At 59.9% G+C, this 25,948-nt stretch carries 26 protein-coding genes and 1 pseudogene; 13 read left to right on the top strand and 14 right to left on the bottom strand.

Annotation, left to right across the window (positions count from 1 at the left end; genetic code table 11):
* Positions 1-169 precede the first annotated feature (169 nt).
* The gene (locus R9B84_RS21835; protein WP_423760409.1) at positions 170-757 is read right to left on the bottom strand and encodes an ureidoglycolate lyase; all 588 of its coding nucleotides are present in this window, start codon (positions 755-757) and stop codon (positions 170-172) included.
* A gap of 525 nt (positions 758-1,282) precedes the next feature.
* On the opposite strand from R9B84_RS21835, the gene R9B84_RS21830 reads away from it, so the two are divergent.
* The 3 genes from R9B84_RS21830 to R9B84_RS21820 all read left to right on the top strand — a co-directional run bounded on the left by R9B84_RS21830 (position 1,283) and on the right by R9B84_RS21820 (position 5,923).
* Complete coding sequence (locus R9B84_RS21830) at positions 1,283-2,761, top strand: NAD-dependent succinate-semialdehyde dehydrogenase (RefSeq protein WP_423760408.1); 1,479 nt, start codon at positions 1,283-1,285, stop codon at positions 2,759-2,761.
* A 10-nt stretch (positions 2,762-2,771) separates the two neighbouring features.
* A complete protein-coding gene (locus R9B84_RS21825) occupies positions 2,772-4,169 on the top strand; it encodes an aminotransferase (protein ID WP_423760407.1) in 1,398 nt (465 codons plus the stop codon).
* A 260-nt stretch (positions 4,170-4,429) separates the two neighbouring features.
* Entirely contained in the window at positions 4,430-5,923 is a 1,494-nt protein-coding gene (locus R9B84_RS21820; RefSeq protein WP_423760406.1) for an amino acid permease, read from the top strand.
* Between the two features lie 92 nt (positions 5,924-6,015).
* On the opposite strand, the gene R9B84_RS21815 is transcribed toward R9B84_RS21820, so the two are convergent.
* The 4 genes from R9B84_RS21815 to R9B84_RS21800 form a co-directional block, all read right to left on the bottom strand.
* Entirely contained in the window at positions 6,016-6,492 is a 477-nt protein-coding gene (locus R9B84_RS21815; protein WP_174417217.1) for an Lrp/AsnC family transcriptional regulator, read from the bottom strand.
* A gap of 164 nt (positions 6,493-6,656) precedes the next feature.
* Positions 6,657-6,884, bottom strand: coding sequence for a hypothetical protein (locus tag R9B84_RS21810; RefSeq protein WP_423760405.1), 228 nt, complete (start codon positions 6,882-6,884; stop codon positions 6,657-6,659).
* A 331-nt stretch (positions 6,885-7,215) separates the two neighbouring features.
* Positions 7,216-7,584 (bottom strand): BON domain-containing protein, encoded by a 369-nt coding sequence (locus R9B84_RS21805; RefSeq protein ID WP_423760404.1) that lies wholly within the window; start codon positions 7,582-7,584, stop codon positions 7,216-7,218.
* Positions 7,584-8,126: a sigma factor gene (locus R9B84_RS21800; RefSeq protein ID WP_423760403.1), complete on the bottom strand. Its 543-nt coding sequence runs from the start codon at positions 8,124-8,126 to the stop codon at positions 7,584-7,586. The genes R9B84_RS21805 and R9B84_RS21800 overlap by 1 nt, the downstream gene beginning before the upstream one ends.
* Positions 8,127-8,838: 712 nt before the next feature.
* Here R9B84_RS21800 and R9B84_RS21795 point away from each other — a divergent pair.
* The 4 genes from R9B84_RS21795 to R9B84_RS21780 all read left to right on the top strand — a co-directional run bounded on the left by R9B84_RS21795 (position 8,839) and on the right by R9B84_RS21780 (position 13,777).
* Entirely contained in the window at positions 8,839-9,378 is a 540-nt protein-coding gene (locus R9B84_RS21795) for a cytochrome b (RefSeq protein WP_423760402.1), read from the top strand.
* A 1,135-nt stretch (positions 9,379-10,513) separates the two neighbouring features.
* Positions 10,514-10,840, top strand: a complete 327-nt coding sequence (locus R9B84_RS21790) for a DUF4148 domain-containing protein (RefSeq protein WP_423761022.1) — start codon at positions 10,514-10,516, stop codon at positions 10,838-10,840.
* Positions 10,841-10,907: 67 nt separating this feature from the next.
* Positions 10,908-11,288 carry a DUF4148 domain-containing protein gene (locus tag R9B84_RS21785; protein WP_423760401.1) on the top strand — a complete coding sequence of 127 codons (381 nt, stop codon included), beginning with the start codon at positions 10,908-10,910 and terminating at the stop codon, positions 11,286-11,288.
* 860 nt (positions 11,289-12,148) lie between these two features.
* Complete coding sequence (locus R9B84_RS21780; protein ID WP_423760400.1) at positions 12,149-13,777, top strand: adenylate/guanylate cyclase domain-containing protein; 1,629 nt, start codon at positions 12,149-12,151, stop codon at positions 13,775-13,777.
* Positions 13,778-13,869: 92 nt separating this feature from the next.
* Here R9B84_RS21780 and R9B84_RS21775 read toward each other — a convergent pair whose 3' ends face one another.
* The 3 genes from R9B84_RS21775 to R9B84_RS21765 all read right to left on the bottom strand — a co-directional run bounded on the left by R9B84_RS21775 (position 13,870) and on the right by R9B84_RS21765 (position 16,051).
* Entirely contained in the window at positions 13,870-14,655 is a 786-nt protein-coding gene (locus R9B84_RS21775) for an anti-sigma factor family protein (RefSeq protein WP_423760399.1), read from the bottom strand.
* A complete protein-coding gene (locus tag R9B84_RS21770) occupies positions 14,655-15,194 on the bottom strand; it encodes a sigma-70 family RNA polymerase sigma factor (protein ID WP_174378042.1) in 540 nt (179 codons plus the stop codon). Before R9B84_RS21770 ends, R9B84_RS21775 begins: the two co-directional genes overlap by 1 nt.
* Positions 15,195-15,733: 539 nt before the next feature.
* Positions 15,734-16,051 (bottom strand): DUF4148 domain-containing protein, encoded by a 318-nt coding sequence (locus R9B84_RS21765; RefSeq protein ID WP_175919935.1) that lies wholly within the window; start codon positions 16,049-16,051, stop codon positions 15,734-15,736.
* A gap of 305 nt (positions 16,052-16,356) precedes the next feature.
* On the opposite strand from R9B84_RS21765, the gene R9B84_RS21760 reads away from it, so the two are divergent.
* From R9B84_RS21760 to R9B84_RS21745, 4 genes are all read left to right on the top strand, one after another.
* On the top strand, positions 16,357-16,884 hold the full coding sequence (locus R9B84_RS21760; RefSeq protein WP_423760398.1) for a 2'-5' RNA ligase family protein: 528 nt from the start codon (positions 16,357-16,359) through the stop codon (positions 16,882-16,884).
* Positions 16,885-17,033: 149 nt separating this feature from the next.
* Positions 17,034-17,735, top strand: coding sequence for a pentapeptide repeat-containing protein (locus tag R9B84_RS21755; RefSeq protein ID WP_423761021.1), 702 nt, complete (start codon positions 17,034-17,036; stop codon positions 17,733-17,735).
* Between the two features lie 382 nt (positions 17,736-18,117).
* Positions 18,118-18,339, top strand: coding sequence for a hypothetical protein (locus R9B84_RS21750; protein WP_096476287.1), 222 nt, complete (start codon positions 18,118-18,120; stop codon positions 18,337-18,339).
* A gap of 242 nt (positions 18,340-18,581) precedes the next feature.
* Positions 18,582-19,691: a polyamine ABC transporter substrate-binding protein gene (locus tag R9B84_RS21745; RefSeq protein ID WP_423760397.1), complete on the top strand. Its 1,110-nt coding sequence runs from the start codon at positions 18,582-18,584 to the stop codon at positions 19,689-19,691.
* 146 nt (positions 19,692-19,837) lie between these two features.
* Here the strand turns inward: R9B84_RS21745 and R9B84_RS21740 are convergent, their stop codons facing one another.
* The 3 genes from R9B84_RS21740 to R9B84_RS21730 all read right to left on the bottom strand — a co-directional run bounded on the left by R9B84_RS21740 (position 19,838) and on the right by R9B84_RS21730 (position 22,410).
* Positions 19,838-20,404 carry a DNA-binding protein gene (locus R9B84_RS21740; RefSeq protein WP_423760396.1) on the bottom strand — a complete coding sequence of 189 codons (567 nt, stop codon included), beginning with the start codon at positions 20,402-20,404 and terminating at the stop codon, positions 19,838-19,840.
* Positions 20,405-20,481: 77 nt separating this feature from the next.
* Positions 20,482-21,729: an MFS transporter gene (locus R9B84_RS21735; RefSeq protein WP_423760395.1), complete on the bottom strand. Its 1,248-nt coding sequence runs from the start codon at positions 21,727-21,729 to the stop codon at positions 20,482-20,484.
* A 351-nt stretch (positions 21,730-22,080) separates the two neighbouring features.
* Positions 22,081-22,410, bottom strand: a complete 330-nt coding sequence (locus R9B84_RS21730) for an H-NS family nucleoid-associated regulatory protein (protein ID WP_423760394.1) — start codon at positions 22,408-22,410, stop codon at positions 22,081-22,083.
* Between the two features lie 40 nt (positions 22,411-22,450).
* Here R9B84_RS21730 and R9B84_RS21725 point away from each other — a divergent pair, with 40 nt between their 5' ends.
* Positions 22,451-22,720, top strand: coding sequence for a hypothetical protein (locus tag R9B84_RS21725; protein WP_423760393.1), 270 nt, complete (start codon positions 22,451-22,453; stop codon positions 22,718-22,720).
* A gap of 45 nt (positions 22,721-22,765) precedes the next feature.
* Here the strand turns inward: R9B84_RS21725 and R9B84_RS21720 are convergent.
* Positions 22,766-22,924, bottom strand: a pseudogene (locus tag R9B84_RS21720) (RNA-directed DNA polymerase); the annotation flags it as partial.
* Positions 22,925-23,718: 794 nt separating this feature from the next.
* Here R9B84_RS21720 and R9B84_RS21715 point away from each other — a divergent pair.
* Entirely contained in the window at positions 23,719-24,069 is a 351-nt protein-coding gene (locus tag R9B84_RS21715; protein WP_423760392.1) for a hypothetical protein, read from the top strand.
* Between the two features lie 335 nt (positions 24,070-24,404).
* Here R9B84_RS21715 and R9B84_RS21710 read toward each other — a convergent pair whose 3' ends face one another.
* Together R9B84_RS21710 and R9B84_RS21705 are read right to left on the bottom strand one after the other, a co-directional pair.
* On the bottom strand, positions 24,405-25,169 hold the full coding sequence (locus tag R9B84_RS21710; protein WP_423760391.1) for a hypothetical protein: 765 nt from the start codon (positions 25,167-25,169) through the stop codon (positions 24,405-24,407).
* Positions 25,170-25,475: 306 nt separating this feature from the next.
* Positions 25,476-25,925, bottom strand: coding sequence for a DUF4019 domain-containing protein (locus R9B84_RS21705; protein WP_423760390.1), 450 nt, complete (start codon positions 25,923-25,925; stop codon positions 25,476-25,478).
* Between the last annotated feature and the right edge of the window lie 23 nt (positions 25,926-25,948).

The following is a 25,948-nucleotide window of genomic DNA, read 5'->3' as shown; positions in this document are numbered from 1 at the left end:
TTGCGCATAATTACCACCCGTTATTAACCTGACTAACCAAGAAACAGCGTTGCCGACGCACATACAAGGCAGGCATCACTGCATCACCCAATTGAAGGCGTTTGATCTGAACGCAATCAAAATCAAACGACCAACTCACAACTGATATTTTTTATATTGGCGACAATATTTACGCGGCCTCGAAATATCTACGCCACCTGGACACCTTCCTTGTTTCACTCGTCCGCGACATGACCTGCCGCGGCTCAATCGGCTTCATCAAGCTTTCGGCTGCCGGACACCCCGTGTGAAGATGAACCATCCAATCGAAGGTGGTCGATTGCCGAGAAAGCAGAAAGGCCATGACCTCCCCTTCCGACACGCGGATTGCGTGCCAGCATCCCGGGCGCACACAGGTTCCCTTGCCGATTGGAATTTCAAAAGCCCTGATTGAATCGATGTCGGGCCCGCCGGCGTCATTGCTCGTAGCGACGATCTGGATCAGCGGTCCAGTCAGCGGCACCACCGCCTGCTGAGTCAGCAAGCGCGTCTCCATAGTGCGCACGATCGCGCCGTCATCGCTGAAGTTGCTCCAGACGATTTCCGTCTCGTGCGGCGCTCCCGTATCGAACAGATGCTCCCGCCACATCGACATCGTCGCGTCTTTGAAGAAAGGCACGTCGGCAGTCGAATCCATTGCTTTTCCCAACACCCAGCCAAACGGCGAAAACGACTCGGGTGTCAGTTCCTCGACAGTAAGCGGCGATGCTGCGCTCATTCTTGCTCGTTGAATTCCCGGACCACGTGTCGTCGGCCGGTTTGATTGAAACGGCACTGCAGTGAAGTGCCATCGGAACGAGACACCAAACTGAACGGTTTGGCGACGCGAGGAACCACCCTCACTTCTTCGTCTCCCTTGATCGAGTTGATATCGAATGGAGAGAGTGTCCATCGGCAATAAAAGCGCAATACCGCATTTGATCGCTACGCCGCGCAGAGAAGCTGCAAATTTCCTAGCAACACGCACAAATTCTGCGGCCGCTCGATTTCGAGAAAATTGTCGGAAGTTTGACTGGCACGGCGCCGTGCACGCCTAGCCGGAGGACGCGAATCGTACGAAAAAACGGATGTCAGCCAACCACTTCGAGCGGAAAGCGCCGCCGCCGCCCCGCCGTGGTGAAAAGCTGCATGACGGCAGGAACATCGCCGGAATTCAGCGTCGCGATTAAATCAAATGCGCTTTTTCGGCGACACACCGACGCTACGATGCATACATCGTTTGACGAGCTTATGGAGACACGTCGTGAAAGAGTTGGCAAGAAATGCCCTGGCTTCGCTGAGCCGCCCGGACCTGGTGGAGCACCGGTCCTACGTAAACGGTTCGTGGAAAACGGGTCAATCGAAGCTGAACGTTATTGATCCGGCCACCAGCGAGATCATCGCTCAGGTGGATCTGTTGCCTGTCGACGCAGTCGACGCTGCCATCGCCGCGGCGCAAGCTGCGTTTGATGGCTGGCGCGACCTGGTTCCGACCGCACGTGGCGCGATTCTTCGCAAGTGGGCCGCCCTTCTGCGCAGCAATTCCGAAGACCTTTCGACCATCATGACGTCGGAGCAAGGCAAGCCGATCAAGGAATCGCGTGGAGAGATCGAGTATGCCGCGAATTTTCTCGACTGGTTCGCGGCAGAAGGCGAACGCACCTATGGCGAGACGATTCCGAGTCATCTCGTGGGTAGTCGGCTGACGGTAACTTGGCAGCCGATCGGGGTGACGGCAGCGGTCACGCCGTGGAACTTTCCGATCGCGATGATTACGCGGAAGGCAGGCGCCGCACTCGCCGCAGGTTGCCCGATGATCGTCAAGCCGGCACCGGAAACGCCGCTGTGCGCATTGGCCATCGCCAGGCTGGCTGACGAAGCGGACGTGCCGGCGGGCGTGTTTCAAGTCCTCAATGGCGACGCCTCCGACATGTCCAAGCGTCTCCTCGAAGCGCCAGAAATCCGCGCCTTCAGCTTCACGGGCTCGACCAACGTGGGACGAATTCTGCTGCGTCAATCGGCAGAAACGGTCAAGAAGGTTTCGATGGAACTGGGCGGCCACGCACCGTTCATCGTCTTTGATGACGCATCCATCGGCGCCGCGGTGAAGGGCTGCATCGATGCGAAGTTTGCGACGTCCGGTCAGGATTGCCTCGCGGCGAACCGGATCTATGTTCAGCGCCCCGTCTACGATCAGTTCGTCCAGGCGTTCTCGGCCGCTACCCGCGAGTTGACGGTCGGCCATGGACTCGACCCCGCCTCCGACATCGGCCCGATGACTCGTCCGACCGTGTCCGCGAAATGTCGCGACCAGATCGGACAGGCAGTCAGTGCGGGCGCCCGCATTGTCGCGGGTGGCGGCTCTTCTCCGCTAGGGCACCAGTTCGTTCCTCCGACGGTTCTCGCCGACGTTGCGGACGACATGGATATCGCAAAGGAAGAAACGTTCGGCCCGGTAGCGGCAATCCTGCCGTTCGACACCGAAGCCGAGGTACTGCAACGTGCAAACCATTCCGAGTACGGGCTCGCCGCCTATGTCTACACGACCAGCCTGAATCGAGCGATGCGAATGTCCGACCGACTCGAGTACGGCATGGTGGCAATCAATACACCGAAATTCACGGGGGCGCCGATTCCGTTTGGCGGGTGGAAGCAATCTGGCCTCGGGCGCGAAGGATCGCGCTACGGGTTGGCCGACTACATGGAGCAGAAGTACACCTGCTTCGGCAACTTGAAGGACTAAGGAGATAGTTATGGATATCAAGAAAATTTCGGAGATGGATCGCAATTCGGTCCTTCATCCGTTCACGCAACTTCACGACTTCGCTGCCGGCAAGGCCGGGGATCCCACGATCGTTGAAGGCGGCAAGGGGATTCGCATTCGTGACGCCGAAGGCCGCGAATACATCGACGGATTTGCGGGTCTCTACTGCGTCAACGTCGGATACGGTCGCGACGAAGTTGCCGAGGCAATTGCCCGGCAAGCGTACAAGCTTGCCTACTACCACACCTACGCCGCACATACGACCGAAGAGCTTGCCAAACTGTCCGACCGCCTCGTCAAGATGGCGCCGGGCAAGATGAGCAAGGTGTTCTACGGCCTTTCCGGCTCCGACGCCAACGAAACGCAGGCGAAGCTGGTGTGGTACTACAACAATCTTCGCGGGCTGCCGAAGAAGAAGAAGATCATCGCGCGCGACCGCGGATATCACGGCTGCTCGGTCGTGTCCGGCTCGATGACGGGCATGAGCTTTTACCACGACTACATGGACCTGCCGGTCTCCGGCATTCTCCGTACCGGTGTGCCCCATCATTACTGGGGTGCCAATCCGGGCGAAATGGAGCTCGAATTCTCGGCGCGCCGTGCTCGCGAACTGGAAGAACTGATTCTTCGTGAAGGCCCGGAAACGGTTGGCGCGTTCATCGCTGAACCCGTCCTGGGCACGGGTGGCATCACCCCGCCGCCGGAGGGCTATTGGACGGCCATCCAGCAGGTTCTCGCAAAGTATGACGTGCTGCTGATCGCAGACGAGGTCATCACGGGCTTCGGTCGCACCGGCGCGATGTTCGGTTCGCAGAAGTACGGGATCGAGCCGGACCTCATCACTGTCGCGAAGGGCCTCACATCGGCGTACGCACCGCTGTCGGCATGTATCGTCGGCGAGAAAGTCTACGACGTGCTCGACGCAGGTGCACAGAAGGTTGGCGCGTTCTCGCATGGCTATACGTATTCGGGCCATCCGATCGGCATCGCAGCCGCGAATGCGGTGCTCGATATCGTCGAACGCGAGGACATCCCCGGCAATGCCGCGACCGTCGGCGAGTATTTCCAGACAGCGCTGAAGGAAGCGTTCAGCGATTCGCCGATTGTCGGCGAAGTGCGTGGTGTCGGCCTCATGGCTGCGGTGGAATTCGTCGCCGCCCCGGCGACGAAGCAACGCTTCGATGCGCAACTTAAGGTCGGCGCACGCGTGTCGAAGGCGGCGCGCGACCGCGGTCTGATTGCTCGTGCGATGCCGCACGGCGACATCCTCGGCTTTGCTCCCCCGCTCACGATTACCAAGTCGGAGATCGACGACATCGTTGGCATTGCGCGTCAGGCCGTCGGGCAGATTGCAAACGAACTGGCCAAAGAGTCGACGCACGTCTAAATCCCACTGACGGAAAAGCTCCTTTACATCTCGTGATGTGGAGGAGTTTTCTTTTATACCGCGAGCCGCCGGCATCGGCTCGCGCGCCATCTCACGTCCTCACGGTTCATCGAATCTCTGATACCCGCGGGCGAAAAGCGGCCGTCGACAAGATTCCTGGCTTCTGTTCTCACAGTTGCGGAAGTCTCACACTTCAAGCGAACCGAATCGAGTTCGCATCAGAACAAATTCAATTTTATAGAAGCAACAGGAGGCATTTAATGAGAGATGAGACAAGGAGCGAGCTTGATCACCCGAATCCTGTCATCGACAATTACTCGATCAAAGACGACTGGTTCAGTTCACACGAAACCGGTTACGAAAAGAAGCTGAAGCCTAGACACATCCAGATGATAGCGATGGGCGGGGCAATCGGTACCGGGTTGTTCCTGGGTGCCGGCGGCCGCCTGCAAAGCGCCGGCCCCGCTCTGGCAGTGGTCTATCTCGTTTGCGGAGTGTTCGCCTTCTTCATCATGCGTGCACTCGGGGAACTGGTCATGTATCGGCCGACCACCGGAAGCTTCGCGTCCTACACTCGCGAGTTCATGGGCGAGCATGCGTCATTCGTTGCCGGCTGGATGTACTACGTGATCTGGGCGGCCACCGGAATTGCGGACATTACTGCCATCGCGATATACGTCAAATACTGGTCGGTCTTTTCAGACGTCCCTCAGTGGTCAATTGCCCTGGCAGCGCTTACTTTTGTGTCCATCACGAACATGATCGGCGTAAAAGTGTTCGGTGAGATGGAATTCTGGTTCTCCATCATCAAGGTTAGCGCAATCGTCCTGTTTCTTGTCGTTGGAACCGTCTTTCTCGCAAGCGGCCATCCTGTCGGTGGACATGCACCCGGGCTCAACCTCATCGCCGGGAACGGTGGCATTTTCCCTCATGGCATTGTGCCGGCCGTATTGATTGTTCAGGGTGTCGTGTTCGCCTATGCCAGTATCGAACTGGTCGGCGTCGCAGCCGGTGAGACAGAAGATCCTCGCAAGGTTCTCCCCAAGGCGATCAACAGCGTGATGTGGCGGATCGCGCTCTTTTATGTCGGATCAGTTGTGCTGCTCGTCACCCTTCTGCCCTGGACTGCCTACAACGCGCATGAGAGCCCGTTCGTCACGTTCTTCAGCAAACTCGGCGTGCCGTATGCCGATAGCATGATGAATGTGGTCGTGCTCACTGCGGCACTATCGAGCCTGAACTCCGGCTTGTACTCGACCGGTCGGGTTCTGCGGTCTCTGGCAATGGGCGGATCCGCGCCTCGTTTCGTCGCGAGAATGAGCACCAAAGGCGTGCCTTACGGCGGCATCGTGATGACAGTCGGGCTCATCGCGATCGGCATTCCTCTGAACTATATCGTCCCGGCGCAGGCGTTCGAAATCGTCCTCAACATCGCGTCCATCGGCGTCCTCACGACCTGGGCCTCGATCGTGGTGTGTCAGATCCTGTTCCGACGCGCCGTCAATCGTGGGGAGCTTTCCGGCGTCTCATTCCGCATGCCCGGCGCACCGTTCACTTCGTGGATGACCCTGGCATTCCTTGCGGCCGTGCTGGTCTTGATGGCGTTCGACTATCCCGACGGCACGATGACGATCGCGTTGATCCCCGTACTCGCCATCGGCCTGGCATTCGGTTGGCGCGTCGCCAAGCGACGTGCGAAACCCTCGACGAGCCAACACGTAAAACTGAGGATCCAAGGTCAGGATAGCGTCTGAATATTTGCACCGCGCTGTCATACCCGAGATCAATCGATCCCGGTTTCGCCGGTTCCGTCGCGCCGCCTCGCCTCTGCGTGGCGGCGCATCTTTCAGTCCGGCGCAAGTGAAGGCATCGGCAGAGTAAAGCCTGCTTTAACTCGATCCATCACGACCATCGTCTTGAACGACTTTATGTCCGGGTTTTCGTAGAAAAACCGTCGGGTGAAGAGCTCGTAGTCTTCCATATTGTTCGCCGTCAACACCAGGACGAAGTCCGCATCTCCGGTAACGTAGAAGCCGCTCATCACTTCTGTCGTGTTGCAGATTGCCTGCTTGAAACGATCGACTATATCGGCCCGTTCGCGCTCCAAAGAAACGAGCACCAGCATCGTCACGTTCCGGCCGATCGCCTTGGGCGACACGATGGATACGTCCGCTTCGATCACCCCGTCCGATCGCAACCGCTTCAGGCGACGCTGGACCCCTGTCGCAGACAACCCGACCTTTTCCCCAAGCTCTTCGCTCGTCAAGCGATTGTTACGTTGTACGAGGTCGAGAATGCGAGCGTCGATTTTGTCGAGATCCATGGTCATCACGATGCAGCCATTAAGCGGCCCACAGAATACAGGAAGCGCCGTGGTGCTTCCAGCACGCCAGTCGATCCGGCACACCTGCCCAGGTGTCGCGGATCCGTTGCCAGTAAGCAGAGACGGGCAACTGCCGCTCCTCGACCGTTTCGGCGATGACGCCGTCAGCGCTCCGCGTCATCATCGCCCATTTTGGCGGGATTGGTCGGTGCAATGGTTTGTCGCCCACAACCATGCGACGCGGCAACGGGCCAACGCCGAATCCACACTCGCCGACTTGAGGCGGACCACACAAAATGAAACGCCTGACAGCAATCCGCGCGACGGTCCTTCGCAAGACGCACGTGCACACCACCGGCATCGCGCAGATACACGCGCAGCGCATCGATCATGCCGGAGCATGCGTCGCACCCGTTCACTGGATCAGATGAAGTCAATGTGCTTTACCAACCCCAGGAATCCAGCCTGAGCCAGGAACCGCCGTTCTGATCGATAAAACCCAGGAAGCAATTGCCTCGACAATCGCTGACCATACGAGGGGAAAGACTGCATTCACAAGGCGATTTTGGCAACGCGCGCGCAGTCCCATCTGAAAACTGCGCGCAGCGCCGCCTTGCCGCACTCTTCAATGAGCAGGGCGCAAGTCATGCCGATCTGCACCCTTGCCATAGCATGGCATCGGTCGTCGTCCGTCGAAGCTCATAGAAATTTGAACGCTCTGTATCATTGCCCCGCTTCCAATCGCAACTCGAGTTGGCTCGTCACCGACGTCACGCCGGATACCTGGCGAGCCGCGTCCACGGCGACTTTCTCTTGCGACTCGTCCGTTATCAATCCGGTCAGTGTAACTTCGCCCGTCTTTGCCTTGGCAAATACAGTGATTGCCGCGCCGCCGATACCACGCGCCCTAAAAATTGCCTGACGGACCGTCTTTGCGAACGCGCGGTTCGCTGCGCGCTCGGCCTTCTTTGCTGCGTGAGGCGACATTGCCGATTGAGTCGTTTGCGGGGCAGGCGTATCGGATTGCGCATCGCACATAGCAGATGAAAGCGCAACGAACCCTGCAACAACGATCATGAAACGCGTCTTCATTATCTTCTCCTCGACGAAAGCGAAACGGAAACTGCAGATTGGTGAACGCTGGAGTGCTGCGTTCGGTATTGCGCTTGAATGGTTCCCTCGAAATCCGGCCGACAGGCATCACTGCCTTGCACTTGAATCGAATCCAGTTCCATCTCGTCAGCTCCTGGTACAAGTGAAAACGTCATACTCAATTGATCAAGAAACGTCCTGATCTTCGCGTCCACGAACTGCCTCGACACATACATTGCATAAACGCCAAGCATCCTCTGGTGATATTCCGGAAAAACCCTGATAAGTCGGCCGCTTCGAAGGTCGTCGATGACCGCATGGATTGCCAATGATCCGATACTGCGGACGATGCTCAGCAACCAGGCACGTGCATCAACACCCTGAAACCCATCGATAAACCTGAATGCCATGACATACGTCCTCTGAACGACGTTCTGTGCATCCTGGTCGTTGTGGGTCAACCATCTGGCGCCACCGCATGCGGAATTCATATGAGGCATTACCAAGCTTTCAAAACGCCTTACATTAGTCTGTTCATTCATGTTGAACTCGAATTGTCAAAGCATCACGAGCCGTGCCCGACCGTTAGATGACCATCGGTGCACGCCTTTTATTCCGCACTACCGGTTGTGCACTGCGCGCTTTGGTATTCCCACGTGCAACGTCAAGCCACGAGCTTCCTCGAGCGTCGCCTGGTATGCGGGTATGGACCGACTACACGACCGCGCCGGGGATGCAAGCTGCCATTCGCATCGCCTTTCCTGCCCTTGCGAGGATTCCTTTCTGTATGACAACAGGAATCCCGGTACAGGCTACGATTCCTGAATCGCCGCCGAGTTATACAGCTATGCCACGTGCTCTGCGGCGACACTGCATTCTCCCTACTGCCGCCTGCCTCCGACCGTGTCCACTCACGACCGGTTCGCGGCAGTGACGCGCCTTACGCGCTCTGACTCCGTGGCAGGTACTTACGCGCAGTCGTGACGACCAAGCATCTGGAGACCAACAACCTACCGGTGTACATGCGTCGTTCGAGCATCATCTTCAGAACCCGAAGTTCTCGTGATCGCCAGCGTAAACTCCGGCACGGAGCGCACCACCGCGCCCGCAGCAGTTCAGCCACTTCGAGATGATCGGTGGGAATAAATACGCCACAAAGCCAGTCTCCCGTTCGTCGCATCGCAGTTCACGTTACAAACTGATCTGGTGAGCGAGATTCCCCCATCGCATTATTCTCAAAATAGTGAGGCTCTCATGTCCCGTACCATCAATCGCGCTTACGGACGATTTGCCGTCGTCATGCACTGGTCCATTGCGGTATTGATCCTGTTGAACTTGTCGATCGGACTCTATATGGACACATTCCCGCACAACTCGACGCGCTTCAACAGCATCTTGTTCTATCACGCATCGATCGGCAGCCTGATCTTCATGCTAACGGTACCGCGTCTACTATGGCGCCTGACACATACACCGCCATCACTCCCTTCCAGCATTCCGAAGTGGCAAGCCCAATCTGCGAACGTACTGCATTGGGTGTTGTATCTGCTACTGTTCCTTGTGCCTCTGGCAGGTTACGTGCACCGCTTAGCAGGCGCGCATGCGGTAAGCTTCTTTGGTTTGGTGAATTTGCCAGTCTTCATCGGTCGCGACGAGCCCTTGCGATTGTTGACCGACACGTTGCACCGCGCGTTGGTACTCACGCTTGCTCTCTTGCTGGTTTCGCATATTGCCGCAGCCATGAAACACAAGTTCGTAGACCAGGACGGGGTTGCCGAACGCATGGGAATTTGATCCACATGTGCTGGATCGGGTGGCCCTCCGTTCCCGGCATAACCCTATCTTCATCGCCGTCGAAATTGACGAATCATCCAGTCCAGCCAACTGATAGATTGTGCCGTGATGGCCACTACCGCCAGTGCTTTCGTGAAATGCCGATGATGGAGATGACCCGCTTTCGCGGACACGATCTATCCTGTCAAGGAGGAGGTACTGATCCGCTTGGATTTCTCGGACAGTGCCGTTCGCCGGTTACGTGCGCAGACTGGCGAGCGCACATCCGGTCAGGTCTTTTAGTTTGATGGAATTGCTGATCTTCATCGACCTGACGTACTTTTGCGTTTGCTGACTGACACGCCGCACCGCAGGCGGGTCCTGACGTTTGCGCTCTTGCCGATTGCACATATCCCTCCGTTGAAACACACGTTCATTGAACGCGACGAAGTTGCTGCGCGCATGGAAATTTGATCTACGGAAACTTCGCGGGAGGCACTCCCTCGCACCTTATATCCAGTGTTTGCTGAAAACGGCAGTTCCATCCCTTGGCCACGGATGAACCCGATTCCTCGATCGCATTGAGAACGCCAACGAGATCCCGCTACGACTCCCCCTGACCCTTCCTGGCTCTCCTCCCATCGTCGTCCATCCGCGTATCCCTCCGGTCTCCTGTTGTCTGACTAAAATACCGCCGAGTCGGCCTGTTCATCCCAACGATATGCTGAATTCTGCGCACGAAATTGGTGCCACAAGCGTTCTTCTTTTTATACGTACGCGCCGACACTTTGAATCGAACTGATCAGAGGACGTCACTTCGCTGACGTTGAACGTCGCCTCCATACCATGCGGCTGGGACGAATGTGTGGCAGAGGATGGAGTGACCAGTGCCGTTGATCTGCTCCAGCAACTTGCCAGACGACCCGATCGCCAACTGCTTCATTTTGACCTGCGTCGTTGGCAACTTTGGGAATAAGAGGCACCCGCTCCCGGTATACCGTGGTGTGAGCACGCCAATGACGACTACGGCGTTTCTGGCCCCTCACATTGAAGTGAACAGAGAAAAGAGAAGCCGGTTAATTTCTCCCGGCGCTTCATGATACGAACCCGCAACTTTCATAACGTTAAATCGGAGTCCGAAATGAATAAGCGAACTATGAGTATCGCCCTGATTCTCGCCGCAGCAGCGGGTATTTCGATCAATGCTCACGCTCAGGAAAAGACCCGAGCGCAGGTACGGCAGGAGTTGATTGCAGCCGAACGCAATGGTCTGAATTTCGTGAGCGACACGTCGTACCCCGACGTTGCGCCGATCTTTGAACGGCAAGTCGCTCGGCTCAAGCAGCAAAACAGCGACAGTGGAATGGGTGTCGCAACAACAGGCACAAGCAATGCCGGCCGCATCAAACGGGAGACACCTCCTTCATCTCTGTCAGCCTGCGTTGGACCTGTCAGCTTCTGCACTATTTATTCCGGATCCTGAGCCACGCGGCAACGTTCTTCACCAGTTCCCCGGCAAACCGGGTCCCTTGTTGGAAGGAGTCAAGATCATGAAAAAGCTCGCCTTGCTGGCGTTGACGCTCACCGCGCTCGTCAGCTCTTCAGTGACTTTTGCGCAGTCCACGTCCGCTCCACTCACCCGAGCGCAGGTACGTGCCGACCTCATCAGGATCGAACAGGCTGGATACAATCCGTCGGCTAACGACGACTCAACCTATCCTGCGGATATTCAAGCTGCGGAGGCGAAAGTGGCCGCGCAAGACGCTGAACAGCAAGCCGCCACCCCCCAGCAGCAAAAAAGCGACAGTGGCATGGGCGCCGAAATGAACGGCGCAAGCGATTCCGGCCGCATCAAACAAAAAATGACTCCCCCGGATCCGTCGACCTGTGTCGGACCTGCTAGCTTCTGCAATGTTTATTTCGGCTCGTGAGCCACACGTCACAGAGCCTCGTCAGAAGCAGTTTCATACGCACCGCGTGCCAACCTCTCGTGTGCCGTGTCAGCTTGCCGGGCATGGCACGACGAGGAAAATTCGTCGAAGTGCAAGCTCGTGGACAATGCAGATGACCATGATCCTTCACTTGCCGTGCACACGTTTTCTGCTGTACCGATACGAAGTTGCCGTTGTCGACGGTACCGTTGGCCTACTCTGGAGCCATACGAAACTGGGCAGCATGGCGAGTGTCTTCTACAGGGGTTCTTGAGTCCGTATCGCTGATCGGCTGCCTTTCATTCGAGCATCATCGATGCATGCCCGGCAGCCGTTCGAATCCAGGAATATCTGAACCCAACCGACAGTCCTGCAAACAAGAACGCACGAAAAAAAGGGGCGAATAGGACATCAGCGGCATAGCCCGAGCATCGGGAATGTCAGTTATCCTCGACGGCAAGATCGGCCAAGAGGAATACCGGAGCGTTTGCGGTTCATTATCGGTGTTGCAGCGATTTGCCGAGGCAGTATGTCACTCCAAGGCGAGCTCGAAAGGTAATCCGGAGTGTGTACGACAGTCCGACTGCCACGCATGAGAAAAGCTGTGCAATGCTCACAGTATGGCAGGGCGGTTCTCGCCACTCGGTAGCTGCCGTACTACGCATGCGACAAGCAGGACGTCGGCGGCAAGACGTTGGATGCATGACTAGACACGCGCCGCCACAACCTCGGGCTGTCCCCGAATTGACACTCAACGAATTGCACCTGATCGAGAGGGTTAAAAGCGGAATATGTCGCGCTTTCCCAGTTTTCATAGATTGCGACCGACGGGGGTGCGATCAGTTCGGCTCGCTAGCGGATTGGTACTGTTTACCTATGTCGGGACGCATCTCCTGAATCACTCGCTGGGCAACATCTCACTTGCGTGGCTGGAGCGTGGTCTGCTCGTGCAGAAGTTCATCTGGCAGGGATGGCTTGGAACGGGTGTGCTGTACAGCGCACTGGTGACACATTTCTTCCTGGGTCTGTGGGCTCTGTATGAGCGGCGCTCTGTGCACTGGAATCGGGGTGAGGCAGCGCAACTCGTCCTCGGATTGTGTATTCCGCCGTTGCTGGCGAACCATCTCGTCAATACGCGGGTCGCATTTGCCGCGTTCGGCCTGAACAAGGGATACGCGCAATTGTTGTACTCGTTCTGGATCACTTCGCCGTTCTTCGGCCAGGTGCAACTGATGCTGCTGGTGGTCGCCTGGTCGCATGGGTGTTTTGGTGTCTGGTATTGGTTGCGGTTGAAGCCGTGGTTTGGGGCGTGGCGGAGCGTGCTACTGAGCATCGCCGTACTGCTCCCGGTACTCGCCCTGCTAGGCTTCCTGCAAGGCGGACGCGAAGTGATCGCACTCGCTCAGGATCCCGTCTGGCGCGCAGCAGCGACCCGATCGACGATTGTCGGGACAGGATTGCAAAATCTCTGGCTCGCCGATCTGCGCAGCGACTTTTTGCTTTTCGATGGTGGCGCGCTGCTATTGGTATTTGGAGCGCGGCTGCTGCGCACAGTCCGGGAGCGCCGGCGCGGACGACTCTGCATCTTGTATCCGGACGGGCGCAAGGTATTCACGCCGCTCGGATTTTCGGTGCTGGAAGCCAGTCGGATGGCCGGCATTCCCCATGCCAGCACATGCGGTGGCCGTGCCCGATGCACGTTGTGCAGAGTACGTGTGCTCAGCGATCTGCCGCTGCCCACGCCATCCGCGGCGGAGCGGCGCGTCCTGGAGCGACTGGGAGCTGACTCGCAGACAGTGCGGCTCGCTTGCCAGCTACGGCCAATCCACGATCTCTCAGTGTGGCCCCTCGTCCCGCCGGCCGCGTCCACGGCTTTCCTGCCGCAGCGTCAGCAGGACGTCACGCCGCAAGAGCGCTTCGCGGCGTTCATGTTCGTGGACATGCGGGGCTCCACACAGCTTGCTGCGGCACAACTACCGTTCGACAGCATATTCGTAGTCAGCCGCTTCCTGAGCGCTGTCTGTGCCGCGGTGGTCCAGGCGGGCGGAATGCCGAATCAGTTCATGGGGGACGCCGTGCTCGCGATCTTCGGCTTACACTGCGAGCCAGCCATTGCTTGTCGCCAGGCGCTCCGTGCGGTGCCGTTGGTGGCAGCCAACATTGATCAGCTCAACGCTGTGCTCGAGCAGCAATTGCAAACACCCATACGGTTTGGCATTGGATTGCATTGTGGTAAAGCGGTAATGGGTGAGATCGGCTTTCGCGAACACGCGACATTCACGGCAATTGGCGACCCACTGAACGTGGCTTCAAGACTCGAGGAACTGACAAAAGAACTCGGTTGCGATGCTATCGTCTCCGAACAGGTATTCCAGCGTGCCGGTGTTTCGGCGGCAGACCTGCCGCGACTTGATGCACAACTGAAGGGGCGCGACGACCCGGTGCCTGTCCGCGTGCTGTCCAAGGCGTCCCAGATGCCCCAGGCCTGACAACCCTTCTCGACATTGCGCGGCACGCTGGCGAATGACGATGCATGAGCGTCACCCGGATAGTCCACAGTGCGCGTGCCGCGTTGTGCCGGCTAGGAAGCGGGATGCGCTCGCAGGTCCGAGATGAAGCCGTTCAGTTCCATGTCCCCGGCATCGGTAATTGCCCAGTAATTCATTCCTCCAGTACTCCAGTGCGCGAGGTGATAGCCCTGCCGCTGGTAGATATGAGGCATGGCGCCCGCGTCGTCGCCCGGCCATACATAGAGATTGATCGGATGCAGCTTGTACCGGTACACCATCACGGCCACCGGCCGCCCATTCAAGTAATCCAGCCGCCCACCGACCAGCGGATATCCCTGCTGCGCCAGATCGACCACTGGCGGCGCAAAGTCCAGCTTGCCGTCAAACCACGGCTTGACCGTGTGCCGGTCGGTTGAAATCACATCAGACAGATGATTGAACTGCAACGAGCGGATATGGTTGTCCACGAGTTCCTGACTCAGACGCGTCTCGCCCGACGGCACCGAAAGGAACAACCCTGCGCTCCACGTCAACGCGACCACACTCATCACCATCGCGCCGACCGGCGCCCAGCCCAATGCCCCGCCGCCACTGCGCGAACCGAATCGCTCAACCAGTCGTTGCCAGAGCGATGGCCGTCCCGGCAACGCGGCCTTGATACGCTTAGCCAGTTCCGCGGGCGCCTCAAAACGCAAATCCGCCTGCCTTAGCTGCACACTCACCTGGCGCTGTTGCGAGTAGTCCCGCTGACACTGCTCGCAGCCTGCCATATGGCGCTCGAATTCAAGCGCCTCGGACAGGCTCAATTCCTGGTCGATATAGCCGGGCAGCAGTTCGAAGGCCTGGTCGTGATCCATCACGCCTCCTGATCCGTCGGGGCGAGAAGCGCCGCAAGTTGCTGGCGCCCGCGTCCGAGGCGCGACATCACCGTCCCCATCGGGATGTCCACAATCGCGGCAATTTCTTTGTACGACAATTCCTCCAGCTCCCGCAGCACGATTACCTCCCGGTATTCCAGACGCAGACTCTGCAACGCCCTGTGCACCCGCTTCCGGCTCTGGCTGCGTATGAGCATTGCTTCAGGACCATTGTCGTGATCAGCGGTACTCGTCTCAAGGCTATGCATATCTTCCTCAAACTCCAGCGTGTCCGGTGCGTGGCCCCGGTTCTGCTGATACCAGGTGTAGAACGTATTGCGCACAATGCGCAACAACCAGGCCCGGGCATCGTCGCCGTGGAATCCACCAAAAAACCGAAACGCGCGCAGATACGCCTCCTGCACCACGTCCTGGGCATCCTGGTCGTTGTGCGTCAGCCATCGCGCAACATTGAAGGCCGAATTCATGTGAGGTAACAGAAGCTTCTCAAAGCGCTGCGCGCTGACTGGATCAGCCATTGTGAAATTCCTGCAGTAACCACATTCCGTGACCGACAGTAATCTAACCGTCAGTACGTCGTTTTTATTCCCCGACGGCCACAATCACCTCGTATTACTCTGGCGTAGCGCGCGGAGGTCATGTGATCGATAAACATGCGCGGACAAATCTTGGGGAAAAGCCTCAGCTGACGCAGATTCATCGAGCTAACCAAGCTTGCCGCCCCGAATTATCTCCGGCTTGAGCCGCCAGTCAAGTGCTCCCTCTGCTCGATCAGGTGCACTATCCAACACCCCTCGCTCAGCCCCCCCCATACCGGCTGGCGGTACCCTAGAGCGCGGGCAGACAGATGAGTGATTGCATAGACTTCTGCATCCGCGCCGAAGGTCACAGTCCCCTCGGCGAGAGCCGGGATTCGCGAGTGGTCCGATGTTAGAGACGTCTTGGTGAACGACGCCTTACCAACCAGTAGCCAAACCGAATCCGCCACGGCCCCCGCAAACCGACCACGCCTGGCTTCGAGAAACCGCGGGTGACCTGTACACGCTACCCGTTACTGTCATGGCGCGGGCTTCGTCTGCACTTTCGGGTTTCTTCCGGTCAGCGCATCCCGTTCCGCTTGATGTTTGACCGCCAGTCTTTGTTCCGCCGCCTGAATGTCATCCGGGTAGTAGAAGTCATTGGGAACGGGGCGATATCCCACTGCCTCCAGTTCCTTGAGTTCCTGACGCACTTCTGCGCGGGTGATCTGATGGATACCGGGCTCCGTCGATGTTTGCGCGTACACACAGGCTGACGTTGCCATCAGCGCCGCGCTCACTATGAATGAACCACGCGCGGATTGGCCAACAAGCCAATTAAGCGAATTCGATTTCATGTCGCTACTCCTTCGTTTTCGAGCGCGTGATGTCCACAGTCGACTTGACTCCAGCGCACGACGCTCTACACGGGTAAACCATTGAACCGGGATCCTTATTCCCCTACTCTCCTACACAGCCCGCGGGAATATCCAGCGACGGAACAGAGTCTGCTCATTGCATATCGAAAGACTGTACGAGGCCGGCAGCGAAGGAACCTGACATGCAAGACGTTTTCGCGAGAGCAGGCGCGTCGCGAGTGCTGACGGCGTAGTCTGCGCGATGGAGTTCATAAACGGTGTGCCCGAACCACAGGAAACCCGGCATGGCACAGTCTGCATTCGTGGTCACGGTTCCCGAAGCGGAATCGCTTGTCGCGCCGCTGCGCGAACGTTTCGACGCAAGCGCCGCGCTTGGCGTGCCTGCCCACATCACAGTACTGTTCCCGTTCATGCCCCCCGACGACATCACACCGTCCGTGCTCGCCGATGCGCAAGCGTCGTTAAGCACGGTCGCCGCGTTCTCGTTCACGCTGGCAGATATCGGACGCTTTCCGCAAAGTACCTATCTGTCGCCGACACCAGCCGAACCGTTCATCTCGTTGACCGCCGCTCTTGCCGAATGCTTTCCGTCGTTCCCGCCGTACGTAGGCGAGCATCGAAGCGTGATACCCCACCTCACGGTTGCGCATGGCGATGCGCGGCATGCGCAAACCGCTGCGGATGAACTCGAAAAACGGATGCGCGCATCATCGCCGCTGCGCGCAATGTGTCGTTCTGTCACCCTGCTCGAGAACGCTGGCGGCCGGTGGAAAGCGTTGCACACGTTCCCACTCCCATCCATGCCGTTCTAGGCTGTCGACGCAAAATTCCCGCCCCGTAAACAAGGACGCCCGGCATGCTCGAACGTCTCGCGGCCATCGCGCGCTGCGCGGCTGTCACAGCACCTGCCGCCGTTGCCGCAAATTCCGGATAATGTCGGCCCCGAACATTTCACATGACAATGGATCGCCTCATGACCCGCGGAGTCTCCATCACCGGCCGCACGCTGGATCGCGCCGAATTGCTGCTGCTCGTCGAAGGCTCGCCGACGCCTCTCCATCTGGAGGACTGCGACCTCGAAGGTGCGGACCTGTCGCGCCTGGATTTGCGAGGCGCGCGATTCGAACGATGCGTGCTCGCGGAAGCGTCGTTCGTCGGCGCGACGCTGGCGCAGACATCGTGGATCCGGTGCCGGGCCCGCCAGGCCAGCTTTGCGTCGTCGGACCTCGAGGACGCCGTGTTCCAGTCGTGCGATCTCAACAATACGAGTTGGCGACGCAGCAAGCTCGGCTCGGCGCGCTTCAACGAATGCCGGCTGACCGGGGCCGATTTCGAGGAATGCAAGTCGCTCGGCCTCGAATTCGAGAACACGTTGCTGGTCGGTGCAAGCCTGCGGCGCTTCTCGTTCCGGAAGACCCGGCTCGTGTCACTCGATTTCTCGAACGCCGATCTCGCCGGGGCGGACTTTCGCGACGCCGTTTTCGAAGGCGGCAGCCTGCGCAATGCGCATCTGAACGATGTGAAGTTCGAGGGTGCCGACCTGCGCGACGTGGATCTGAGCGGCACGCCCAAACTGCTCGCGTCCGGCGCCCTCCGCGGCGCGACCGTCTCCTACGACCAGGCGGCCATGCTGATCGAGAATCTCGGGATTCGGGTCGCGTAACGGTCGCGTAACGGGCAGGCAGACACGTTCGCGCCCAGTGGATCGCCGCTCGGCGGCAAAGGGCACAAACCGTCGAATATTCTCATCACTTCCGAAGCACGGCGGCCGCCGAAAGCCATCTCGCGAGCGCGATACGCGTGCCGTCGCCCCTCCCCATCGGCATTCGAATCACTAGGGAAAATCCGGAGACATCCTTACAGCGATTTACCTGATGATTCACGGGAGCGTCATGTTTCGGCGATTCCGCTCGATGCAGAGCTTTCAATTCGCGTCATGAAGCCGTTGCCGCCGCGCGGCAAACGCGATGACCGAAGCTTGCAACGGCGGCCGTCGGCGAATCGTCAGGTGTTCAATACTTTCAACAACCCGGTCGAGAGTAATCGTGAGAATCCGTGGCCCGCTGGTGCGGTGGAGACGAGGCGATGCGCGAAACCTGCGCGCCGCGATCTCGTCTTCCGACGACAGTGACGGCTGGCAAAGTCCTCGCCTGCCTCTGTCGATCTACACCATCCTGTCCCGCCGTTCCGTTCGCCGTCACAACGCCGTCGCCGCACGCGCGTACGTCGCGATCCATACCGACGACGTCGCATCGCTGCTGCCGTAGCGCTTCGCCTCCTTTCCCTTTGTCCGTTGAACCCGCTCGCCGTGTCGCCTGACCGGTGAAGGGATCGGCTCGCGCGTCGTTTTCGTGCGAGCCGATCCATGTTCAAACGGACTCCTGATCGTCGTGCAGCGCCATCGCTCGCTCCCAGTGCCGGTTACGCACGCCTGCTCCATCCGATGAACCGTCGCGCAACGCCCCGCGAAATGCGGATCGACACGCGCACCGATATGGAAAACGTCATCATGAGGATCCCGATGCCTCGCCGCGCCCTTGCAACCGCCGCCGTCCTGTCGGCCGCCGCGTTCGCCGACGCGAACGCCCACGCAGCCGGCGAACTGAACATCTACAACTGGTCCGACTACATCGCGCCGGACACGATCCCCAACTTCCAGAAGCAGACGGGCCTTCACGTCCACTACGACAACTACGACAGCGACGACACGCTGCAGGCGAAACTGCTGTCGGGGAACTCCGGCTACGACATCGTCGTACCGACGTCGAACTACATGGCCAAGCAGATCCAGGCGAGCGTCTACCAGCCGCTCGACAAGTCGAAGCTGCCGAACCTGTCGAACCTCGATCCGCTGCTGATGAAGATGGTTGCCGACGCCGATCCGGGCAACCGGTATGGCGTGCCGTGGGCATACGGCACCGACGGCATCGGCTACAACGTGCAGGCCGTGAAGAAGGCGCTCGGCGACAAGGCACCTGTCGATAGCTGGGCGCTGGTGTTCGATCCGGCCAACATGGCGAAACTGAAGAGCTGCGGCGTGTCGTTCCTCGACCAGGCCGTCGACGTGTTCGCCGCGACGCTGCAGTACATGGGCAAGGACCCGAACAGCACGAACCCGGCCGACTACCGCGCCGCGTACGAGGTGCTCAAGAAGGTGCGCCCGTATATCACGCAGTTCAACTCGTCGGGCTATATCAACGATCTCGTGAACAACGACCTGTGCGTATCGTTCGGCTACTCGGGCGACGTCGGCATCGCGCACCGTCGCGCCGCCGAAGCGAAACGCCCGTACGAGATCCGCTTCGCGAATCCGAAGGAAGGCGGCCTGCTGTGGTTCGACATGATGGTGATCCCGAAGGACGCGCCGAACCGCGACGCCGCGCTGAAGTGGATCAACTACCTGCAGGATCCGAAGGTCAACGCGGGCATCACCAACGCGGTCTTCTATCCGACCGCGAACAAGGCCGCGCGCCAGTACGTGAAGCCCGCGATCGCGCGTGACCCGTCGGTGTATCCGGCCGACGAGGTGCTGAGCAAAATGACGCTGCTCAAGCCAATGCCGCCCGAGATTTGCCGGCTGCAGAACCGGCTGTGGGCGCAGTTGAAGACCGGGCGCTGAGCGGCGCAGTACTGAACGGTGCCTCCGGTGGCTTGCTCGCGCCGGAGGCACGCTTGCATCCGAACCGGTGATATTGCGCGCCAAAGGCCGACAACGCGGAACACGTTTCGCAGCGGGAGAGAATCCGTCGAAGCCGATCGCGCGAACTATCGCAGCGCCTGCGCCACCTGCGCCTGCTCCGGCGCAAACGCGTCTTCCACGAACCGGATCACGTCATCGAGCGACGACGTGCATGCGGCGCCGACAGCGAGTTCCCGAAAAGCGCCGTCCGGCCCGAAGCAGACAAGAGGCTTGTCCCAGCGCCGTGCGAGCGAAATCTCCTCGGCCGTGCCGTGCCCGCCCGGCAGCGCGACGATCAGGTCGCTGCTCAGCACGTTCACGTAGTTGCGGTTGATCGTCTGCGGATCGGCGCCCGGTTCACGGCGCGGCAGCGGCGTGAGGATCGGGATCTCGACGAACGGATGCGGATAGCCGTCGAGCGGCACGAAGCCCGCGAGCGGATCGGCCTGCGTCGGCAGGATGCCGATCGATCGCCCGGCCCGCCCCGGCACGCCGGCGAACGCGCGCGCGACCGCCAGCATCACGCCCTGCCCGCCGCCCGTCAGCAGGTTGAAGCCGGCCTGCGCGAGCCACGCGCCGAGCGGTTCCGAAAACGCGAGCCACGGTTCCTTGCCCGAGCCCATCACGCCGATCGTTCTGTTCCTTGGTTGCATCGTGGTTTCCGGTGAAGTCGTTGCAGGGTGTGCGATCGCATCGGGTTCCGACCGCAAAGGGCCCGCGCCCGCCGCGCTCATTCGAGCTCGACGCCCTTGAGCTCGGGAATCAGGAACAGCGTCGCGACCATGTCGAGCACGTAGAGGCCGGCGAGCATCGCGATGGCCGTCTGGAACGAGTAGTGCGCGGCCAGTGCGCCGACCGCGACCGGACCGAAGCCGCCGACCGCGCGGCCGATATTCCACAGCACGTTCTGCGCGGTCGCGCGTGCGGCCGTCGGATAGCCTTCGGACATCAGCGTCCCGTAGCCGCCGACCATCCCGTTGACGAACATCCCCATCAGCGCGCCGGCCCACAGCATCGCCGTCGGGTCCGACAGCCGCGCGTATGCGATGACCGTGACGACCGAGCCGAGCTGGTACAGCAGGAACGTCGGCTTGCGCCCGATGCGGTCAGCGAGTTGCCCGAACACCCATACGCCGATCATCATCCCGACGACGGTCGCCGCCGTCCACAGCCCCGACTTCGTCAGCGAGAAGCCCATCTGCTTCGACAGGAAGGTCGGCAGCCAGATCATGATCCCGTAGTAGCCGAAGTTCTGGACCGAACACAGGATCACGATGCCGAGGCTCGTGCGCGCGGTGCGGCCGTTGGCGACGAGCATGCGGAACGCGTTGGACGTCGGCTGCGCCGCGCGCTGCACGAACGCTTCCGGCTCGTGCAGCCGGTTGCGCATGACCCATGCGAGCAGCGCGGGCAGCACACCGACCACGAACATGCCGCGCCAGCCGATGTGGAGCAGCAGGAACGGCGTCAGCAGCGCGGCCAGCAGCACGCCGGCCTGCCAGCCGAGCGCGACGTAGCACGACACGCGTGCGCGCTTGCTCGCCGGCCATGCTTCGGCCGCGAGCGCCATGCCGATCCCGAACTCGCCGCCCAGCCCGATGCCCGCAATGGTGCGGTAGACGAGCAGATCCTGGAAGCCGCGCGCGAACGCGCACAGGCCGGTGAAGATCGCGAACAGCAGGATCGTCCAGGTCAGCACGCGCACGCGCCCGTAGCGGTCGCTCAGCGCGCCGAACACGATGCCGCCCGCGACGGCGCCGATCAGCGTCCACGTGACCAGCGCGCCGCCCTGCCCGGGCGTCAGGTGCAGCGCCGCCGTGATCGCGGGCAGCATGAAACCGAGGATCAGCAGGTCGAAGCCGTCCATCGCATAGCCGATCGCCGACCCGGCCAGCGCTTTCCACGCGTACGGGCCGACCTGCTCCACGCGCGGCGCCGACGGGCCGCCGAGCGCCGAGGATTTGATGTTTGCTGCCATGGTGTCCTGCCACGAAAGTCCGGCGACATTCTAAGGCCTGTGCCCGCGCGCGACGGGCTGGCGAACGTGCCGGTGCGCGGCGCGGTACCGGCTTGCGTCGGCGCCCGTTCCGGTCCGTCAGGCGCGCGTTGCCGACGATGGTTCAGGATGCGCCGCGCGCCCGCTTCCGGGACGGAGAGCGGGAATCGGCGGGCAATGAACGGGAAAGCGGCGATCGGGTGTCGGCGGCAAGGCGGCGATGTCGCGATCAGGCCGGAAACCGAACGAAAGACATTGTGCTGGCGGGGTGGTGCCGGCCGGCCCGCGAGCGCGAACCGGACGGCGCCGGGCGGCCGCGCGGCGCGGCGGGCTTCAGCCCTGATCGTCCCCGGGCCACCAGGTCTTGGCCTCGCGGTCGACGATGAGCGCGTCGAGATCCTTGCCTTCGAGCCATTTCGGCCGCGGGCCGCGGCCCGACCACGAGCGGCCGGTCGTCGGATCGTAGTACTTGGCAGGCGCCTTGCGTTTTCGCTGGACGATATAGCCGAGCGCGCTCAGCACTTCCTGCTGCGTAATTCCCAAAAGCTCGACCTGCTCCTTGAAGGCCGCGAGCGCGGCCTGCTTCTCCTTTTGCTTCGCGTCCGACAGCTTGATGTTCAGGTCCCGAAGTTGTGCTTCGAGTTCCTGCAGGGCCTGGGTCATGTATTCATCCTCTTTGGGCATGTTTTTGCAAATAGCTCCGATGCGCGAACCTACCACGAAGTTCCGCCGATCGGTGCTGTCACATATGCGAATCGTTTGCCTGAGCCGGCACCGTTTGCGCGACGCGCACGAAACGACGTCGCGCGTCAAAAACAGACAGGGCCGGGCCGGCAACGCGCGGCACGCCGCATGCGAACGCACGGCGAACGGCTGCGGCAAGTCATGCGCCGCGCCATGGCACTGGCGCGGCATGGCGCGAATGATAACAGTGCGCGGCTTCGCGTTGCAGGAGTTGCAGCCCGGAGCCTGAACGACGTGCCGTTTGCCCGCCGAAGCCGATGCCTGCCCGAGCACCTTAATGCCCGACGCCCTCGACGTCCCACGCGACCCGGTCGAACAGCGCGCGCAGCTTCGCGCCGCGCGCCGCGTTCAGCGCGGCCGCATGCGCGACGCGTCCGGCCAGATGCGCGCGGAAATCCGGATGCGCGTCGCGGTTCTGCGACACTGTGCCGTTAAGCATAAAGTGGCCTGAAAATAAGGCATAACTTGTCCGTCAGGACACGTTTTCCGATTGTCTACGCTTGATGTAAAAAGCATAAACTGACCTAACGAGAAAAAATAAAGCATAAAATGAAAAAACGCACATTTCCTTTATAATCAATACATTACACACAACCACTTCAGCGAAGCGGCTCGTGCCAACAAGGGTTAACCAATATTCGCTTGACTTCAGAGCTCGACGAAACTGCCTGCCAATGGAGACTTACGGTGATCTGGATTCGCATCCATTCTTGAGAGAGAAAACCGTGAAGTGCAAAATCATTCAGGTTGGAAAGCGACGCGACGGTGGCTACCGCTATTGGTGTTTGGCGCATCATGCAAACGCAACAGCAAAGTACGGCGTTCCTGCCCCTGTTTACGTTGCGGCAAACGATCGACCAATCCCAAAATCTGCCACGCTCGACCTTGACCTGTCGCACTTTTCCGGGGGTGTTGCCCTATGGGGATCCGTTCCGGCCGTGTATGACACGACACGCTGTCCGACCGACCGAGGTATCCATGTGCATGCCAGACGTGCGCAAGGCGATATGAAGGAGATTGACCGGACCTACCGGAAGCTGCGCCTCCGGTTTGCCACCGACCTCATCTCGGGCGAGTGGACGGAAGTCGACGAGGTGGACGCCATCAACTACATGGTCTCCTGCGTATTTGGTTACGCTACCCGTCCAGTCTTCTGCGCGCATTGTGGCTTCGCACATTTGGACAGGGATTGGTTCGCAGTCCCCCCCCATCGGCGCCACCAATGTCATGGATGCGGCCTTCAATTCTCCGACGTGGTTGCTCGTGGACATCGGGGACTACGTACGCGCCAATGCGCTCGATGAAGCGAATGCCGAAATGCTGCGGGCACTACCCAGCCACATGCGACCGACAGACGGAGCCACCGCGTTTGACTGGATTTCTGCTCAGCTGGCAATGAAAGGAATGACGGAAGAACTCGAATTCGCACGGCGGGACGGCGAGGTCTGCGGCGACAGTGCGCTCGATGCGTTGCACTGCCTTGAGGAAGCTGCAGTCGGGCGGCATGTCGAGAGGACCGGGACGCTCGTCGCTCGGGTGTATCGCGACGCCGCCATGAAGGACCATGCCGCTCACTGAGCGGCCAGGACGCTGGGCTCAACACATCCTCTGGAAACCACACACGGAAGGGCCGCCACCAGGGCAGGAACGCTGGTGGCGCGTACCCACTCCGGCTCGCCTAAGTCTGGTTGCCTGACTCGCACAGATATGTTCTGAAGCCACCAAATTCGTACGGATTGCAACAGCAACGAGTGACCTGTGCCCTCTTTGGTTCGCTGCAGTTGTCCCACCGACAGCTGCCCTGGCTCACGAAAAGTGCAATCCGCACCCCTTTTTACTTTACTGATTCGCCGACCACGCCCGTCAGCGCCAATCGTCTCGACCGTTGCGTCACTGATCAACCGGCCGCCCCATCAGGTTAGCAGCACACCACGTCGATTATTCGGCATCCGACGCCTGTCCTCGTCCGCTGCGCGCTTAATCGCGATTGCCAGTTCAACGATCGACAACTGATAGGCATCGTTCCGATGACGCTTCAGCAATTGATAAATGCCCCAGCCCACGGCACACACTGCTGCCACCCCGGCTGACGCGGTGCCGATCAACGAAGCCGTCTGGATGCCATGATTGATCACGTATTGCCCGACCACCGCCGGATCGAATTGATGTTTCAATAGGAACCCACCGCCCACCGAGATCAGCGGCCCCCAAACCCGACCGATCTTGGCCAGCCCCGCCAACCCTCGAACCCGATGCGTCAGATACAGGCGCACGTCTACCAGAGCGACCTCCGAATAGCCGACCAGTTCTCTGGCGTGCCGTGCATCCTGTTCCGCCTTGCGCCGGTAAATGTCCGAGCGCGGTGCCCGCGTCAGGCCGCGCTTTTGCTCCCACCTCTCGATCCATTGCGCGCGAATCTGGCAGAGCAGCCACGGCAGCGACAAGATTTGACTCAGCGAGCCGACGATAAACCCGGTCCATCCAAACGTGCGAGTCGTCGGCAAACCACATGTTTTCCACGCCAACATGACGCACATCACCCCTAAGCTTACGGCAATGCCAATGGCGATCCGGGTCGCCCAACGCTCCCACCACAATTGACGCGTGCTCTTGTCCTGATCACGGTGATACGGACTGAAAACGACCAAGCGCTCCAGAATTGCTTCGAATTCTTGCATGGCAACCTCGTCAGACCGGCGAATTAAATCAGCTTTCCGACATCATCGAATCGAACGTCGAGCATCCAAATTAAGCGATTGGGGGATCGACCGTAAATCGATTCTGGCGGCCCGTGAGACCGGACGTTCATAGCTCGTTCTGAATATCCGGAAAATTTTCGGCGACGCAAATCTCTGTCGCATCGTGCCGTCGGTGGATAACTCAGAGAACAACGCTGTAAGGTTACAACAGCGGTGTCGAGCATGACGCCTAGGCATTCTGACAAAACATTGCGGTAAGCCGTGCACGTGGCGTGCTGAGAGGAATTAAACGCGGAAGTTGTCCACCGGCGGAAAGTTCGTGACCGAGCAGCTTGTCCAATAACCCCAGTGTGCCCTCCACACATCGATCAGGTCGATTCCGAGTGCATAGTCTACGTTCGCGTAGAGCCCGCCGGGCATCGCCGATGCATTCGTGTAGCGGATGCGCGTCACTTGCGCCCAACCGCGATGGCTGACCGCACCGACGGACTGGCGGGCCCGCTGCATCTCCGCCGCAAACTGGTCCTGCTTGATGCGAGCCTTCACGAACGCGGCCGCATCGCTCCACACCGCGCCGTACTGGCCGGCGTCGAGCTGCTTGAACACGGCATCCGAGTCGCGCAGCAGGGTGTCGGCCGATTCGCCGGCGGATTGCGCGTGCGCGCCGATCGCGATCGAAGCGGCGGCGCAGCCGATCAGCCATTTGGCGCGGGTGACGGGCGTGCGTGCGTTCATGTTGGAGTCCGGAAAGGGCCGCG

Origin of the sequence: Burkholderia sp. NLJ2, from assembly GCF_049487195.1 — a bacterium.
Classification (GTDB): domain Bacteria; phylum Pseudomonadota; class Gammaproteobacteria; order Burkholderiales; family Burkholderiaceae; genus Burkholderia; species Burkholderia pyrrocinia.
This window is presented reverse-complemented; position numbering and strand designations above follow the sequence as displayed.